This is a genomic window from Butyricicoccus porcorum (genome assembly GCF_002157465.1).
Lineage (GTDB): Bacteria > Bacillota > Clostridia > Oscillospirales > Butyricicoccaceae > Butyricicoccus_A > Butyricicoccus_A porcorum.
Genome location: NZ_NHOC01000004.1, coordinates 191,113 through 208,325 on the forward strand (window position 1 = coordinate 191,113; position 17,213 = coordinate 208,325).

Genomic DNA, 17,213 nt, shown 5'->3' on the forward strand with positions numbered 1-17,213 from the left:
GGTCACACCGTTCTCTGCCCCTCGCAAAGCTAAATAGTACCTTATCACTATTAAGTCTTTCGATTCAGGATTTTTTCTTTTTCCGCTGCTCCCGCAGCTGTACGATGCGTTCACGATCTGCCCCGGTCACACGGCGCGAATCAAGGATTTTCTGTATTGCCATGCGTGCAGTTTCCGTGTCCAGTGTGACCCGCTGCATCCAGTCCCATGTATCATCCGGATCACGGACATAACACACAGACACAGCCCAGCCGACTGCCATTCTGACATAATACCCCGGATGCGATACCTGTTCCAGCTGCGCCAGCACGCGCGGCAGCCATTCGCCCTGCGCGAAGTGGAAAAGCAGCATGACCACGCCAAACCGCACCGCAAACTCCTGTTCACCGGAAAGATATGGCAGGATAAACTCCCAATAAGCCTCCGGTTTTTTCTTCGCTTCCTTCAAACCGTTACAGAAGCTGTCACACACTGACCAGTTATCAATGAGCGGGATAAAATCCCGTATGTGCTGCATGCGCTGATCCGTCGGACACTTCATGCAGCCGATGACCATACCGCGCAGCATAATCTCCTCAAACAGGTCGCCGCACGGTTCGGCAAAATACGCGTCGGCATCTGTGGCAATTTCCTTTGCCAACGCACGCAGGCGCGGCAGGCGCACACCAATCATGGTTCCACAGCCCGGAACGAGTGCGGACGAAAAATCGCGGTATTCCCTTTCCGCCATCGCAAACAGCCGCGCACGAATTGTGTTCTTCATGGCTCGCGCACCCGAATGCCGCACTGCTTACAATACTGCCAGGCATAGCTTCCGCTGTGTGCAATGACAGTCAGCTTGCCAAACCGCCCGCGCAGCAATCCTCCGCCCGCACCAAAGGCTTCCTCTCCGATGTGCTGTACGGAATCCGGCACACGAAGGACTGTCAGGCTGTCACACTGTGCAAACGCCTGCCTGCCGATGCGGCGCACACCCTCCGGTATCACAATCTGTTCCAGCGCCGTGCAGCCGAAAAAGGCACGTTCCCGGATTTCCGTCAACCGGAACGGCAGATCAAACTGCCGCAATGATACACAACCGGAAAAGCACTCTCGCGGTATCACTGCCAGCCGCAGGGAGAGCTGTACCGAAGCGAGGCTCCGACAGCCCGCAAAGGCGGCTTCTCCCAGCCGGATACAGCGGTCCGGCAAGAGGAGCTTTTTCAGCCCACTCCCCCGGAATGAAGCATGTCCCACACTGCGCAGCCCGGATGGCAGCGTAACCTGATGCAATCCTGTGCAGCCGTCACACAATCGATCGCCCAACACCTGCACGCCCTCCGGCACGCGCAGTGAGCCGAGTGCCGTACAGCCTGCAAACGCACGCTCACCAAGTTCCTGCACAGTATCGGGCAGGTGGAAACGCGACAAACGCACGCAGTCTGCAAACGCGCCGTCCAGAATCTTTACCAGTCCGCGCGCACACTCCACCTCACTGAGATTGCCGCATCGCAGGAATGCCTCTGTACCGATGCTCTTCACGGTCTTGCCGCATGAAACCGCAATAATGTCTTTGCGTCCGCGGAATGCGCGGTCACCAATCGACGAATATCCGCGTACAGACAGACGGTTAAACGGAAACCATGGCATACGGATACGCCATGCGGGCAGATGTGCCGCCGTGCGCGGTGTCAGTACCCCAGTCGGCTGTGCCGCCCCGCGCTGTACCGGATAACCGGTAAGCTGCTGCGCCATATAGCGCATTTCCGGTGATGCTGTGGCCGTCAGTCCGAAGATACCCAGCAAATCAAACCGGGGTTCCTGCGGCCTTTGCCAGAAATCCAACGCAGTCTGTGGTTTGCTCTCCGGCACAGATGCCGGACGACCCATCGCATCCAACGCGTCATACAGCTCCTGTGCCGATGAGAACCGGTCAGACGGACGAAATGCGCACGCCTGTAAAATCACACGGCTGAAGGCAGCATCTGCCTGAGACGGCGGCGGGAATTCCTCCCCGCTCAGCCGGCGTGCCACTGCGGTATCCCAATCGCGCGGCGGCATGTCCCTGTGGAAAAATGGCAGATAGCCGCCATTTGCCAGCTGATACAGCACGATACCGAGCGAATAGATATCCGCGCGCGCATCATACTCTTCTCCGGCAACCACCTCGGGTGCCGCATATTTTTTCGTGCCGATTGCCGTACCCGCATGCACTGTACCTGCCAGCTGCTTGGCAATGCCGAAATCACCCAGCTTATAACTGCCGAACCGGCTGCGGAAAATATTATTGGGATTGATATCGCGGTGCAGAATGCTGACGCTGTGGCAACAGATCAGGCCACGGCTCAAATCCATACCGAGGCGGCGAATCTCTTCTGCCGTGTACAGCTTTTTCTCTCCTCGGCCAAGCAGTGTGCCGAGGCTCTCCAACAGCTCCATGCGGATCAGCAAGTCACAGCCGACCAGCCTGTCATCTTCATACAGTTCCATCACGGCATGATCGTCCATATGCACGACATGGTCTGCACCGCGCAGGGTATCCATCGTGCCAACCTCACTGTCATATGCCTTTTTTGCGAGCGCACGCACCCGTTCCGGCGTATCTGCCAGTGTGCGATCCGGCAGAATTTCCACCACCTTGAGCGCCGCAGTATGTACCCCGCCGAACAAATCGCGTGTTTCCACGCGATAGACACGCCCGAAATTGCCGCTTCCAATTTCCCCGCACACGTGCCAGCTGCCAAACAGCGGCTCATACCCGTGCAGGCGCTGTTCCAGCCCCAGCATACCGTTGCCCCCTTTCGTTTTTCTCTCTGCCTCAAATTATAACAAACGATGTATGTCCCGTCAAACCGAAGGCAAAAAGCGGAGCCGCACATTCTGCGCGGCTCCGCCCCGGTTTAATTTTCCGATTCCCTCTGCATCTTGCGCAGTGGGATAAAAATCTTTTGATTGATTTTGTACATAAATGTGAGCGACAACGCCAGCGAAGCGACTTCTGCAATCGGGAACGACCACCAGACTGCATGGATGTTGCCGGTCAGGGACAGCAGATAAGCTGCCGGAAGCAACACAACCAGCTGGCGGCCAAACGAAATGGCCAGGCTGTACAGGCCGTTGCCCAGCGCCTGGAAGGTGGACGAGCTGATGATACAGATTCCCGCGACCAGGAAACTCCACGAAATGGTACGCAGCGCCGGCTCTCCAATGGCAAGCATCTCCGGCGAAGCGTTGAAAAAGCTGAGCAGCAAATCCGGCTTGAGTTTGAATACCAACAAACCGATCAGCATGATGCACTCTGCATAGACCATCGCCAGAGCAATGGTTTTCTTGATTCGATCCGGTTTACAGGCACCGTAGTTATATGCAATAATCGGAACCATGCCGTTGTTCATGCCAAAAATCGGCATGAAAATAAACGACTGGAGCTTGAAATATACACCGAAAACCGCAGTTGCCGTCGAGGTAAACGCGATCAGAATGCGGTTCATGCCGTACACCATGACCGACGAAATTGACATCATCAGGATGGACGGGATACCGACCGAATAAATCTGTCCAATGATATGCCCGCTCGGACGGAATCTGCCCTTCAGGCTGACATCGGTGTTAAACTTAAAGTTGAAGAAAACCGCCATCACACTGGCGATAATCTGTCCGGCAACCGTTGCGACCGCCGCACCCGCGATGCCCAGCTTCGGCAGGCCAAACATGCCGAAAATCAGGATCGGGTCGAGAATGATATTGATAATCGCACCGGTGCCCTGTGTGAACATGGTATAAATCGTGCGGCCGGTCGCCTGAAGCAGCCGTTCAAACATCATCTGGATGAACATGCCGAACGAGCAGATCATACAGATGCTGAGATACGTATCACCATATGCAATAATGGTCGCACTATCGGTCTGCGTGCGGAAAAACAGATTGCATGCCGTGAGTCCCAAAATCAAAAAGACCAGATAGCTGCAAATCGCCAGAAAAATGCCGTTTTTCGCTGCTTTATCCGCAGCTTCCTGATTTTTTGCGCCGAGTGAGCGCGAAAGCAACGCATTGACACCGACACCGGTACCGGATGAAATCGCAATCATCAGATTCTGCACCGGAAACGCCAGTGAAACGGCGGTCAGCGCGTCCTCACAAATGCGCGATACAAAGATACTGTCAACAATGTTATACAACGCCTGTACAAGCATGGAAATAATCATCGGCAGCGCCATCGAAATCAACAGCTTGTTTACCGGCATGACACCCATCTTGTTTTCCTGTTTTGTCTCAGCCATAAGCAAACCCTTTCCCCACCTGATACATCTTCAATTCTGTCACATCTTCAAGTTCAAATCAGCACTCGTATTCGTCAATTTCAAAGCGGTTGCCGTCATCATAGCCCACATCGAGGTATTCCATGACAGCCAGCGCCTCCCAGCAGTCGCACAGACGAACCTGCTGTACAATATCCATCTTATCCCACTGTGAACGGGTGCACAGCTTGCGCGTGCAGGCAATGCTGTCCTTGTAATTGGTGCGAATCCAGCGCTCCGGGTCCTCCTCATGAATTTCGCAAATCTTGTTGCCTTTTGAGTCAACCAGCTGCATCGGGAGATCCTTTTTAAAGCGGCCGGAGATAAAAATGCTCTTGAGCAGGCCGGCCAGAGATACCACCGAAGTGATTGTCTTGGTTGTCATACGCATTATCCTTTCCTATCGTCAAATCAAATACTCAATACAGCTTGTGTTTTTTGAGAAACTGCCATGCGACAATGCAGCCGATGACCGCAATAATCACCGGGATAAAGCTGATTGCGCCCGGCAGGTGTGAAACATTCATGCCGTAAAAGCCGAACACCATATTCGGGATGGTCATAATCAGGGTGATGACAGTCAGAGCCTTCATGATGTCGTTCATGTTGTTGGAAACAACCGAAGAATATGTCTCCATCGTACCCGCCAGAATGGAGGAATAAATACCTGCCATCTCGATTGCCTGACGGATTTCGATCAGCGCATCCTCCAGCAGGTCGCGGTCATCCTCATACAGCTTGAGGATACGTCCGCGCAATACCTTTTCCATCGTCACCTCATTGCCCTTGAGGGAGGCGGAAAAATAGACGAGGGATTTTTGCAGGCCGAGCAGCATCATAAGTTCTTCGTTGCGCAGGCTGTCATACAGGCGGCGCTCGATATCGGTGAAGCTGCGCTCAATGCGGTGCAGGTAATTCAGGAAGCGCCCCGCCACGCGGAGCAGCAGCTGAAAGACAAACCGCGTGCGCATGGCGGTCTGCACGCCGCGCACCTTGCCCGATGCGATATCACGCGTGACACTGGTGTCCTCCAGACAGACCGTAATGACGACATCTTCCGCCACGACAATGCCCATTGGGAGTGTTGCATACATCTGTACATCGCGCGTGATGCTATCGCTTTCCTCCTCAACCGGGATATCGACAATAAGCAATGCCTGGTCATCCTCCAGCTCCACACGGGAGGTTTCTTCCGGGTCGAGCGCAGCATTGATGAAGCCCGCATCCACATGCTGGGACACGATCACGCTGTCGATTTCTTTCCGCGTCGGATTGACCAGATTGATCCAGCAGCCAGGTTCTGCGCGTTCCAGCGCGACCACCGTCCCTGCATCTGCCTTGAAGTATTCAATCATCGCATGCACCTCCCATTTCACTTTCGTCCCGATGAAAAGCCCTTCCTCCGAAGAAGAAGGGCCATTCGCCTTTATTTCTGCTGTATCGGTTCGAAAAGGCTCGAACCTGTCGGCAAAATTACTTGCTGCTGAAAATCTTCATGATATCCGCGAACGGATCATCCGCTTCGACCGGATTTCCGTCAGCCACGCTCGCCTCAGCCTGAGACTGCTGCGGAGCCGGCGCTGCCGGTGCGCTGAAGGTCTGCGCCGGTGCGGAGAATGTAGAAGCTGCCTTCTTCGCGTTGGAGAAGATGGAAGAGGTCTGCTCCTGCTTGGCAGCCGGAGGCGCGTCGAAGCCGGTTGCGATGACAACAACGCGGATCTCATCGTCTACATCGTCGTCAATGGATGCACCGAAGATGATGTGTGCATCCGGATGCGCCGCAGCCTGAACCATGCTTGCTGCACGCTCGATTTCATCCAGACCGATATCGGAAGAACCGATGATGGACAGGATGACGCCGTGTGCGCCGTTAATGGAGGTCTCGAGCAGCGGGGACTGGATTGCCTTCTTCGCAGCTTCCTCTGCCTTGTCCTTTCCGGCAGCAGCGCCCACGCCCATGTGCGCATAGCCTGCGCCCTTCATAACGGAGGTAACGTCCGCAAAGTCCAGATTGATGAGACCCGGGACAGTAATCAGCTCGGAGATCGAAGCGACTGCCTGACGCAGTACGTTGTCGGCGATTTCAAATGCGTTCTTGAAGCTGATCTTCTGCTCGGAGACATACTTCAGACGCTCGTTCGGGATAACAATGAGGGAGTCTACATTTTCCTTGAGGTTTTCAATGCCCTCGTTCGCCTGCTGCATGCGCTTCTTGCCCTCGAAGCCGAACGGTCTGGTGACAACGCCGACGGTCAGAATGCCCATTTCGCGCGCGATCTGCGCAACAACCGGTGCGCCGCCCGTACCGGTGCCGCCGCCCATGCCAGCGGTGATGAATACCATATGTGCGCCTTCCAGTGCCTTGGAGATATCCTCGCGGCTCTCCTCAGCAGCCTTGCGGCCGGTTTCCGGTCTGGAGCCTGCACCCTGGCCCTTGGTGAGCTTGGCGCCGATCTGGATCTTGACGGAAGCCTCAGAACGGTTGAGTGCCTGCTTGTCCGTATTTATTGCGATAAACTCAACGCCCTGTAAGCCGCTGGTAACCATGCGGTTTACCGCGTTGTTGCCGCCGCCGCCAACACCGATGACCTTGATGTTGACAATGGTATCGTAATCCATTTCAATCTCGAAACCCATGTTTGATCTCCTCCGTTGTGTTATATGAAGTAATTTTCATTTTCAAATTCAGATGAGCGCCGCACCACCGGGTGCAGGAGCCCATAACCCTATTTTCTTCATTCTACCTCTTTCCCGCTGCTTTTGCAAGATAAGATGGCAGATTCGTTCAAAAAAACTTCCGGATTTTGCAGAATCCGCCGTGCGCAGCGGCACAGCAATCAGAAAAAAGGATGCTATGGCAACAGGTTACAGGATAATTTTTCCATACAGCACCACCCCTGTGGTCTGTCCATCCGAATTCTCCTGGCTGCTGTCCCCATCCTGTGCGCCGGTATCCGCCTGTTCCTCCTGTCCGGAAGCATCATCCGCACCAGTTTCCTCCTGCTCTGCGGAATCATCCGTGCTGTCCTTCTCCTGCCCGTCGTCCGTGCTGTCCCCGGACTGTCCGGTTTCAGCCGCATCGTCGGCCTCTTCGGTGTCATCCTGCTCTTCGCTCGTGCTCACAGTATCATCCGGACGGTAATGCGCCTTTTTGTCATCCGTCAGGTCAATGATGCCGGTCTCCGGCAAGGACGGCTCTTTCAAAATAGCCTGTAAAAACTGAATTTTATGCTCCAGATCGCTCAGGTTTCCAAGCAGGATGGTATACCGGTCGTCAAACCGCATGCGCACATCATAGGCTTTTTCAATATCAATGCTGCCAACTTTGTCGTTCATTTCATATTGCGTCATCAGGTTCATCAGGTCGAGTACTGTCTGCAACTTTTCCTGCTCGTCCCCGACCGTATCGCCGACCTTGAGTTTTTCTGCCTCCGCGCCGACAACTTCAACCGTATTGTCTGCCACCTGCCCGTTCTTCTCCAGAACCTTTCCCGTCATATCCATCAGCAGGTATTCGCCGTTTACCTCTACCGACAGCGCCGCAGTGCGCTCGGTGATTTCAATTTGCAATGTGCTCGGCAGCCTGCGGTGCAGCTTCACCGTATCCAGATAGGGATATTTCGCCTGTAGGATCTGCGCGATATGGCTGGAATCGAGGAAAAACATGTTGTCGCCCTCGCGCACACCGCTCGCATCAATCAGCTCCTGTTCGGTATAGCGGGTATCGCCCGTGACTGTGATATGCGATACACGAAAAAAAACCGTCGGTGCAAGCACAATCGCCGCGCAGATCAGAAGCCCGCACACCACCCGGAACACCAGCTTATTCCGTCTGCGCCGCCGTTGCCGCTGCTGCCGCGCCCGCTCTGAGTTGCGCGAGGTGCGCGCCGGGCGGGCAGGCTGCCCGGCTCTGTTTGCCTGCTGTCCGCTGCGGGATGACACCGGACTATTTGTTTTCCGTCGGGGCTCCGTTTGTTTTGCCATGTCCCCCTCCTCTCCGACTGCCGGTTATCTGCGGGCAGCCTCCAGAATATGCTGATAAATCTTCTCGCTGGCGTCAACGATCGCCATTTTTTTGGCGCAGCGCCCCATTTCCGCGAGCTTTTCATCGTCTGCCAGCAGCTCAGTCACCGCCGCATACAGCTTTTCCGGCGTACATTCCGGCTCAGTGATGACCTTACATGCGCCATTCTGTTCCAACGCTCGCGCGTTTTTTTCCTGATGGTTCTCCGCAACATACGGGGACGGCACGATAATCGACGGCTTGCCCAGCACGCACAGCTCGCCCAGTGTTGCCGCGCCTGCACGGCAGATGACGAGGTCAGCGGCTGCCATGACATCCGCCATGTCGTAAATATATTCGCGCAGCTCAATATTCGGGTGCTTGTCCAGATCTACACCCAGCTCGCGCACGCTGTCCGGCAGCCACTTGTATGCCGCCGTACCGGTCGCATGAATATGGCGGAACGCGTCATGCTCGCTCTCCAGCTTGATAAAGCCCGCCATGTGGCGGTTCATATACAGAGCGCCCATGCTGCCCCAGAACGAAACAACCAGCTTTTCTCCGTCCGCAAGGCCGAGCTTGCGGCGCGCGTCCTCGCGGCGGACAAAGATAATTTCGCCGCGCACCGGTGCGCCGGTCAAATGGATATTCGGGCGATTTTCCAGCAGTTTCCGTGTGTTTTCAAAGCAGATCAACACGCGATCTGCCTTTTTCGCGCATGCCTTGGTCACGACGCCCGGAAACGCGTTGACCTCGAGCAATACAGTCGGAATATGCAGCTCCTGCGCAGCACGCACCATCGGGAAACTCGCATAGCCGCCGCAGCCGACGACGACATCCGGGCGGTATTCCTTCAGGATTTTCTTCGCCTTCGAGGTCGCAGTCAATGACTTTTGCAGCGTGGCAATGTTATATGCAATCGCGGACGGTGAGAAGGAGCGCTTGAGGCCCCGCACATCTATCGTATACAGCTGATAACCCTCGCGCGGAACGAGTCGGGACTCGATACCGGTCGAGGTGCCTGCGAAGCGTACCTCTGCGTCTGCACGGCGCGACTGGACATATTTTGCGATTGCGAGACCGGGGTTGACATGACCTCCGGTGCCGCCTCCTGTGATGAGCAATTTCATATCGGATTACCCCTTTTCGTCAGATCCAACCTGCCGTCATTCTTTTTTTGACGGCGGAATATTGCGGGAAATATTGAGCAGAATGCCAATCTCAACCAGCTGCATGACAAGTGCTGTGCCGCCGTAGCTGAACAGCGGCAGAGACGCGCCGGTGACCGGAAACAGGCCGGAGACAACGGCGAGATTCAGCAAAATCTGGAACGCAAACTGCATCGTGATGCCCGTCGCCAGCAGACAGCCAAAGCGGTCCGCCGCGCGGCGCGCGATGGAGAAGCCGCGGTAGACAAAGTAGGCGAACAGCACCAGAATCAGTGCCGCACCGACAAAGCCCAGCTCCTCACAGATGACCGAAAAAATAAAGTCATTCATCGGCTCCGGCAGGTACAGAAATTTCTGCCTGCTCTGTCCGAGGCCGAGCCCGAACGCGCCGCCCGAGCCGATGGCAATGAGCGACTGTACTGCCTGGTAGCCGGTATCCTTCGCGTCGAGAAACGGATTGAGGAAAATATTGATGCGCTCCTGTACGTGGTTGAGCGTAAAATACGCAATGACCGCGATAATGCCGCCGCCGATACCGACCGGAACAAGAAACCAGACATGCATGCCCGCGACAAACAGAATCACAAAGCCGATGACAATCAGGATCATTGACGCCGACATATGCGGCTCCATTGCGAGCAGCAGGATATACACGCCGATCAGCGCGACATAGACCAGCAGTCCCTTCACCTTGCGGACGCTCTCCGACTTTGCACTCGCCATCGTTGCAAACAGCAGGATAATCGCCAGCTTCGCAATCTCAGACGGCTGAAAGCCGAACAGCCAGCGGCGTGATTTATTCAGTGTCGTTCCGAGTGGCGTAAGCACCAGCACCAGCATGACAAAAGAGATAAAATACAGGATAAATGCCCATCTCTTGTACATGGTATAGTTGATACAGGAAACGCCCCACATCAGCACCAGCCCCACGACCGCCATGCCGAGCTGACGGATGAAATAATAGAACGGGCCGATATTGCTGCTATAATATCCCTTCGGATAGCTGGCTGACAGCAGCGCGATCAGGCCGACAACCAGCAGCATCACCGTAATGAGCAGCAATGGTGCATCAATTTTTTTCTTTGACTGTTCGAGCAGCCCCGCCTGAAACGCATTGCGCGGCTGCACCGTCCTGACCCTCGCGCGTGAACGCCGGACACGCCGCTTCCCACGGCTGTCCTGCCGGGACTGCGCCTGTGCCTTCTGCGGGGATCTGCGGGACGCCGCGCGCCGCCGCGGGGAACCCCGTCGCTTTGTATTGGACGCTGTAGGCAGAGAGACCACCTCCATTTCCCGTCACAGCAATCAGTTTCTCCGTTGATTTGTTGATCTACAGATAGCGCGGTGCAACACCGAAATACGACAGGATGCACATCAGCGCGGTAATTCCGGCAAAAACCAGAACGATCTTCTTTTCGCTCCAGCCGCACAGCTGGAAATGATGGTGCAGCGGTGCCTTGCGGAACACACGCTTGCCTTCCATTTTAATATTGCCCTTCGCATCGCGCACCGGATTGCCGTTTTCATCCAGCACCGGCTTTTTGGTCATCTTGTAATAGGTGACCTGAATGATGTCGGACAGTGTCTCAATGACGTAGATCAGGCCGACCAGCGCGAGGATCAGCGGCTGGTCACAGGCAAACGCAAGACCGGCAACCGCACCGCCGAGAAACAGCGAACCGGTGTCGCCCATAAACACCTTCGCTGGATTGAAGTTGAAAATCAGGAAGCCTGCGAGACCGCCTGCCAGCGCAGACGCGAATACGACAACCGGCAGATTGCCCGAAACCGCACCGATCACGATGAAATACACCGCTACCGGCAACGTGACGCCCGCCGCCAGACCGTCCAGACCGTCGGTCAGATTGACCGCATTGTTGCAGCCGACCATGATGAACGCTGCAATGACGACGTAAATCAGCCACGGAATGTCGAGCGAAACGCCGACAAACGGAATATACAGGCTGGGCATCAGATAACCGCCCATATGCACGACTGTCAGGAAGACCAGCGCCAGCACCAGCTGAAGCGCAAATTTTTGACCGGAGGTCAGGCCTTCATTTTCCGCCTTGCGAATCTTCGTACGGTCATCGATGAAGCCGATCACGCCGTAGCACAGCGACAGCACGAGCACCGTAAACGACTGTACGCTGAGACCGCCCAGCACGAGATTGACGACAATCGTCACAAGCGTAATGCTGATGATGAACATAAATCCACCCATCGTTGGTGTGTTCTGCTTGCCCGCATGTTCGGGCACATAGGACAGAATCTTCTGTCCAAAGTTCATTTTCCGTAAGTATCGAATCAGGAACGGTCCGATTGCCGCCGTAATCAAAAACGACGCAATGACCGACACCGCAATAATGGTTGTCATGTACAAAATCCCCGTCTTTCTTTTTATTTTTCCCGGAACAGCTCGAGTGCTTTTTCCATCTTCCAGTACCGGCTGCCCTTGAACAGCAGCGCGTCGCCCGGCTTTGCCGCGCGCTTCAGCGCACAGGCAAGGCCCTCATGCGAATACAGGATATGCATGTTTTCCTGCGGCATACCCGCTTCTGCGGCACCCGCGCAGTAATCCTCCGCACCATCGCCATAGCAGTAAAGGAAGTCTGCACACGCCGCCGCCTTTTTGCCGCAGCGCCGGTGCTCGACTTCGGCAAACCGCCCAAGCTCGCGCATGCCGCCGAGCACGGCAAACCGCCTGCCGTTGACACTCAGGCTTTTGAGCACCTCCAGCGATGCCTCGACCGCATCCGGGCTGGCGTTGTAGCACGCATCAATAATGGCAAAGCCGTCTTCGTAGGTAATCGTCTGGTGCAGATCGTGAAATGAGGCAAGCCCTACCGCAATCTGCTCATGCGACAACCCGAGACACAGCCCCGCTGCTGCCGCCGCCAGCGCATTGTATACGTTGTGATAACCCGCTGTATTCAGCACTGCGTCAAAGCTGCCGCCGGGATGTACAATTGTCAGCTCAACACGGTCGTCATGCAGCACGATATGCTCCGCACGCACGTCGCATTCCGGATTGTCGATGCCGAAATACAGCGTTTTAACGCCCAGCCAGTTTTTCTTGCACCAGAGCAGCGGCTCGTCGCCGTTGAGCACCGCTGTGCCGCCCGGGCGCAGACCCTCCAGAATTTCCAGCTTCGCATCACGGATCCCCTCACGAGAGCCGAGAAATTCAATGTGCGCCGTACCAACGTTGGTAATAATGGCGACATCCGGCTTTGCCTGCACAGTCATGTGGGAAATCTCCTTGAAATTGGACATACCCATCTCTACCACTGCCGCCTGTGTATCTTCCTCCAGGCGGAACAGTGTCAGCGGCATGCCGATTTCATTGTTCAGGTTGCCCTGCGTATAAATGGTATTGAACTTCTGTGCGAGCACTGCCGCTGTCATTTCCTTGGTTGTCGTCTTGCCGACCGAGCCGGTGACGCCGACAACCGGGATGTCAAACAGGCTGCGATAACCGCCTGCCAGCGCCAGCAGCGCGCGGCGCGTGTCATCGACGCGAATAACCGGAACCGGAAGGTCGACATCGCGTTCAGACATCACTGCCGCCGCCTGTGCCTCGACCGCCTTTTCCAGAAAATCATGCCCGTCGAAGCGCTCACCGCGCAGTGGGATGAACAGGCTTCCCGCCGGAATCGACCGCGAATCGGTGGATACGCCGGTCATGCGCGTATTGCCGTCTCCGACGACCACGCCGCCCACAAATGCGGCAGCCTGCGCAGCCGTAATTGTCTTCATAATTCGGATTCTCCTCTTATCATTCTCTTACCCCCGCAGGAGCATTTGAGCGTATCTGAACAGTCAAAAACTGGGGTTCAGACAGCGCTTACTTCTTTTTTTCAAAATATTCTGCAACCACTTCGCGCTCATCCAGATGATGCTTGACGTGGTTGATTTCCTGATAGGTCTCATGCCCCTTACCCATCAGCACGATGGTATCACCCGCCTGCGCGATATCCAGCGCGTGCCAGATCGCCTCCGGACGATTGACAATGACCTCATACGGCGTTTTGGTGTCCTTCATGCCCTCGAGGATGTCGTCGATGATTGCCTCCGGCTTTTCGGTGCGCGGATTATCCGACGTGACGATACACAGATCGGACAACTGTGCCGCAATAGCACCCATCTTCGGGCGCTTGGTGCGGTCGCGGTCACCGCCGCAGCCGAACAAACCGATCAGGCGACCCTTTGTGAAGCCGCGCGCCGCCTTCAGGACATTTTCCACGCCATCCGGGGAATGCGCATAGTCAATGAGTACGGTGTAATCGGTATCGGTCGGCACGACCTCAACGCGGCCCTTGACGCCATGTGCACAGCGCAGAGCAGCGGCTACCGCAGCGATGGAAATACCCAGCGCTTTTGCACAGGACAGCGCGCACAGCGCATTGTAGACGGTAAACTGTCCCGGAATCCCCAGCGAGACCGGAACGCATTCACCTTCTGCCACGCAGTTAAACTGAATGCTGTCTGCATGCAGCTGAATGTCCTGTGCGCACAGATCACAGCCCTCTTCCTCGCCATAGGTAAGGAACGGGCACGCCTGCTCCGCGAGAATGATCCGGCCATCCGCATCGTCGCGGTTCATGACGCCGGTTTTGCTCTGATGGAACAGCAATGCCTTTGCATCACGGTATGCCTCCATCGTCTTATGAAAATCCAGATGATCCTGTGTCAGATTGGTAAATGCGCCGACGGCAAACGTGATACCGTACACGCGGTCGAGCACGAGCGAATGCGAGGAAACCTCCATCAGCACGTGCGAGCAGCCCGCATCGCGCATCTGCGCAAACAGGCGCTGTAATTCAAATGACTCCGGCGTGGTGCGCTCGGTCGGCAGAATCTCATCGCCGATCATGTTCTGGTTGGTGCCGATCAGACCGACCTTATGACCCTGTGCCTCAAGAATGGTCTTGAGCAGATAGGTTGTCGTCGTCTTGCCGTTGGTACCGGTGATACCGACCATGGTCATACTGTCCGCCGGGTGGTCGAAATAATTTGCTGCCATCTGCGCGAGCGCGCGGCGGGATGACGGCACGCGCACATACGGCACGGAAATGCCGCCCTCCGGGACATATTCGCAGACAATGACGCCTGCACCCAGTTCAATTGCCTTGCCGATGTATTTGTGTCCGTCGGTCTCAAAGCCGGTGATGGCGACAAACACATCGCCCGACTTTACCTGACGGGAATCATACTTCAGTTCGCCGATTTCACATGCAGCGTCTGCGGTCTGCTCCACAATTTCAACGCCGCTGAGGATTTTTTCCAATTTCATTGTATGCGTCCTCCTTTTATTCCTGGCTGGTAACCGCATTGCCAAATGCTACCGTGACAACCGAGCCGGGGGAAACCTTGCTTCCCGCTGCGGGACTCTGCTGCATGGCGACCGATGCGCCGCTGGCGCGCCAGTCCGCAATGCCGTTCTGCTTCATATATAATCCGTAGTCCGCGAGCTGCTGGCGTGCCGCCTCAATGCTCATGCCGCTGACATTCGGAACTTCTACCTTATCCACCGGTTTGTTTTCGCCGCAGTACAGAACAACCTTGTTGTCCGGCTGAAGCGAAATGCCCGCCACCGGAAGCTGGTCGGTGACTGTGTCGCCATCGCCCTTGACCCGATAATCCAGCCCAAGCTCTTCCAGCGCGGCCTCGGCGTCCTCGACCGACTTGCCGACCAACGACGGAATCGTGATCTCCTGACGGTCAGTTTCATCCTCCGAATAAATTGCTTCCACGCCGAGATACGGCAAAATATCCTCAAAAATACGTCCAACTGTCGGCGCTGCAAGCGCGCCGCCGCCCTTGACCGAGGTCTGCGGCTCATCGATCATGACAAGCACAGCATACTGCGGGTCATCCATCGGCGCGACGCCGATAAACGATGCGATACGCAGCGAGTCATCGCTCTTCGGCTGCTTCTGCGAGGTTGCTGTCTTGCCGCCGACACGGTAGCCCGCGACATAGGCATTCTGACCAGTGCCCTGTGAAACGACATTCTCCAGATAAGTCCGGATCAGATCGCTGGTTTCCTCCGAAATAACCTGCCGCTTGACCTCTGTCGAAATTGTCTGTTTGACGTTGCCATCGGTGTCGACAATCTCCTTCGCCACATGTGGTGTGACCAGATCGCCGCCATTGCAGGCTGCTGCGACCATACACAGCTCCTGAATCGGCGTGACCTGGAAGTTCTGACCGAACGATGCAGTCGCCAGGTCGACCTCACCCATCGGATCGTCGAAGAAAATACCGGTCGCCTCACCCGGCAGATCGATGCCGGTCTTTTCCATCAGGCCGTACGCCTCAAAGAATTTGCGGAACATGTCTGTCCCCAGCAGAGCACTGATATCCATCATCGCGACGTTGCACGAATTTTCCAGCGTCTGCCCGAGCACCTGCGTGCCGTGACCGCCGCTCTTCCAGCATCGGATGGTGCGATCCTTGACGATCTTGGAGCCACCGCAGGTAAACGTGCTGCTGTCCTCCACGACACCCGCCTCCAGTGCGGACGAAACCGTAAAGACCTTGAATGTCGAACCGGGCTCATAGGTATCGTTGATGGCCTTGTTGCGCCACAGGCGCAGCAGGATCTCACTGTATTTGCTGCTGTACTCCTCGCCGCTGAGATTATCCAGCTCAGCGAGCAGCGAGGTGTATTCCTCCGGAATGGTGCGCGGATTGTTCAGATCGAAGTCCGGCTTGGTGGACATGGCGAGGATTTCGCCCGTCTTGATGTCCATGACAATGCCGCACACGCCCTTTTTCGCCTGATAGTCGTTCAGCGCCTCCTCCAGATGCTTTTCCAGATAGTGCTGCACGCCTTCGTCGAGTGACAGCACGACGCCGTCGCCATCCTGCTCCGGCACATACTTTTCATAATCATACGGCATATCCGAGCCAAGTGCATTGGTCGCCTTGACCACGCGGCCCGCGACGCCCTTGAGCACATCGTTATATTGCAGCTCGACGCCATACAGCCCTTCGCCGTCGTTGTTGGTAAAGCCGATCACCTGCGAGGCAAATGTGCCATAGCGGTAATAGCGCTTGGAATCCGCCGTCGTATACACGCCGGAGAGGTTCTCCTCCTCCAGCGCCTGCATCAGCTCGTCGGCAATATCCGCGTCCACGCGGCGCGCAATGCGGACATACGACACTTTTCGCTGAATTTTTTCCAGTGTTTCGTCATAATCCAGCTCCAGCTTTTCCGCGAGCACGCTGGCGACTTTCTTCTGATAGGTTTCGACCGCTGCGGCGATTTCTTCGTCGGTCGGATCGATGGTCTTGCCATTGGCATCTGTGCGTTTTTGCACGGATGCCTTGCCCTTGTCACGAATGATGGAAGGGTCTACGCTGATTTCCTGCGTTGTCGCACTGACGGCAAGCTCTGTCATATTGCGGTCATAAATGGTGCCGCGCATCGGCGTAATAATCAGATCCTTGGTCTGATTTTCCGCCGCTTTACTCTGATAAAAATTGGTGTTAATCACCTGCATGTAAAACAGCTTCGCCGCAACCACAACGAAGCCCAGCACGGCAAACACCAGTATCAGAAAGGAAACCCTCTGGCGCATGGATTTATTCGGTTTGCTGGGGCGTTTTTGTGCCATGTGTCTGTTCTCCTATCGTTCCTTCCTGCCTGATACCTGTATCAAAACGGAATACATGTTATTATATCACAACTGTAGCGTCATTTCATCGTCATTGTGACAAAAAACAGGAGTCAGAAGGTTGTTCACACTTCTCACT

The 17,213-nt window shown here is 55.5% G+C and carries 13 protein-coding genes; all 13 read right to left on the bottom strand.

Annotated features, from left to right (window positions below; genetic code table 11):
• Nucleotides 1-64: 64 nt before the first annotated feature.
• Nucleotides 65-763 (bottom strand): DNA alkylation repair protein, encoded by a 699-nt coding sequence (locus CBW42_RS05330; RefSeq protein ID WP_087018485.1) that lies wholly within the window; start codon nt 761-763, stop codon nt 65-67.
• Nucleotides 760-2,766, bottom strand: coding sequence for a leucine-rich repeat protein (locus tag CBW42_RS05335; protein WP_087018487.1), 2,007 nt, complete (start codon nt 2,764-2,766; stop codon nt 760-762). Before CBW42_RS05335 ends, CBW42_RS05330 begins: the two co-directional genes overlap by 4 nt.
• Nucleotides 2,767-2,879: 113 nt before the next feature.
• Nucleotides 2,880-4,259 carry an MATE family efflux transporter gene (locus CBW42_RS05340; RefSeq protein ID WP_087018489.1) on the bottom strand — a complete coding sequence of 460 codons (1,380 nt, stop codon included), beginning with the start codon at nt 4,257-4,259 and terminating at the stop codon, nt 2,880-2,882.
• Between the two features lie 58 nt (nt 4,260-4,317).
• Nucleotides 4,318-4,662, bottom strand: a complete 345-nt coding sequence (locus CBW42_RS05345) for a hypothetical protein (protein WP_133058265.1) — start codon at nt 4,660-4,662, stop codon at nt 4,318-4,320.
• A 34-nt stretch (nt 4,663-4,696) separates the two neighbouring features.
• Nucleotides 4,697-5,632: a magnesium transporter CorA family protein gene (locus CBW42_RS05350; RefSeq protein WP_087018493.1), complete on the bottom strand. Its 936-nt coding sequence runs from the start codon at nt 5,630-5,632 to the stop codon at nt 4,697-4,699.
• Nucleotides 5,633-5,750: 118 nt separating this feature from the next.
• Nucleotides 5,751-6,914 (bottom strand): cell division protein FtsZ, encoded by a 1,164-nt coding sequence (ftsZ, locus tag CBW42_RS05355; protein WP_087018495.1) that lies wholly within the window; start codon nt 6,912-6,914, stop codon nt 5,751-5,753.
• Nucleotides 6,915-7,142: 228 nt separating this feature from the next.
• Nucleotides 7,143-8,261 carry a cell division protein FtsQ/DivIB gene (locus CBW42_RS05360; RefSeq protein WP_087018497.1) on the bottom strand — a complete coding sequence of 373 codons (1,119 nt, stop codon included), beginning with the start codon at nt 8,259-8,261 and terminating at the stop codon, nt 7,143-7,145.
• 24 nt (nt 8,262-8,285) lie between these two features.
• A complete protein-coding gene (gene murG / locus CBW42_RS05365) occupies nt 8,286-9,410 on the bottom strand; it encodes an undecaprenyldiphospho-muramoylpentapeptide beta-N-acetylglucosaminyltransferase (RefSeq protein WP_087018499.1) in 1,125 nt (374 codons plus the stop codon).
• Nucleotides 9,411-9,446: 36 nt separating this feature from the next.
• Nucleotides 9,447-10,733, bottom strand: coding sequence for an FtsW/RodA/SpoVE family cell cycle protein (locus tag CBW42_RS05370; RefSeq protein WP_165761071.1), 1,287 nt, complete (start codon nt 10,731-10,733; stop codon nt 9,447-9,449).
• Nucleotides 10,734-10,779: 46 nt separating this feature from the next.
• Nucleotides 10,780-11,826: a phospho-N-acetylmuramoyl-pentapeptide-transferase gene (gene mraY, locus CBW42_RS05375; protein WP_087018502.1), complete on the bottom strand. Its 1,047-nt coding sequence runs from the start codon at nt 11,824-11,826 to the stop codon at nt 10,780-10,782.
• Between the two features lie 23 nt (nt 11,827-11,849).
• Entirely contained in the window at nt 11,850-13,208 is a 1,359-nt protein-coding gene (locus tag CBW42_RS05380; protein ID WP_087018504.1) for a UDP-N-acetylmuramoyl-tripeptide--D-alanyl-D-alanine ligase, read from the bottom strand.
• A gap of 88 nt (nt 13,209-13,296) precedes the next feature.
• Entirely contained in the window at nt 13,297-14,745 is a 1,449-nt protein-coding gene (locus CBW42_RS05385; protein WP_087018506.1) for a UDP-N-acetylmuramoyl-L-alanyl-D-glutamate--2,6-diaminopimelate ligase, read from the bottom strand.
• A 16-nt stretch (nt 14,746-14,761) separates the two neighbouring features.
• Nucleotides 14,762-17,074 (bottom strand): penicillin-binding transpeptidase domain-containing protein, encoded by a 2,313-nt coding sequence (locus CBW42_RS05390; protein WP_087018508.1) that lies wholly within the window; start codon nt 17,072-17,074, stop codon nt 14,762-14,764.
• Nucleotides 17,075-17,213: the final 139 nt, after the last annotated feature.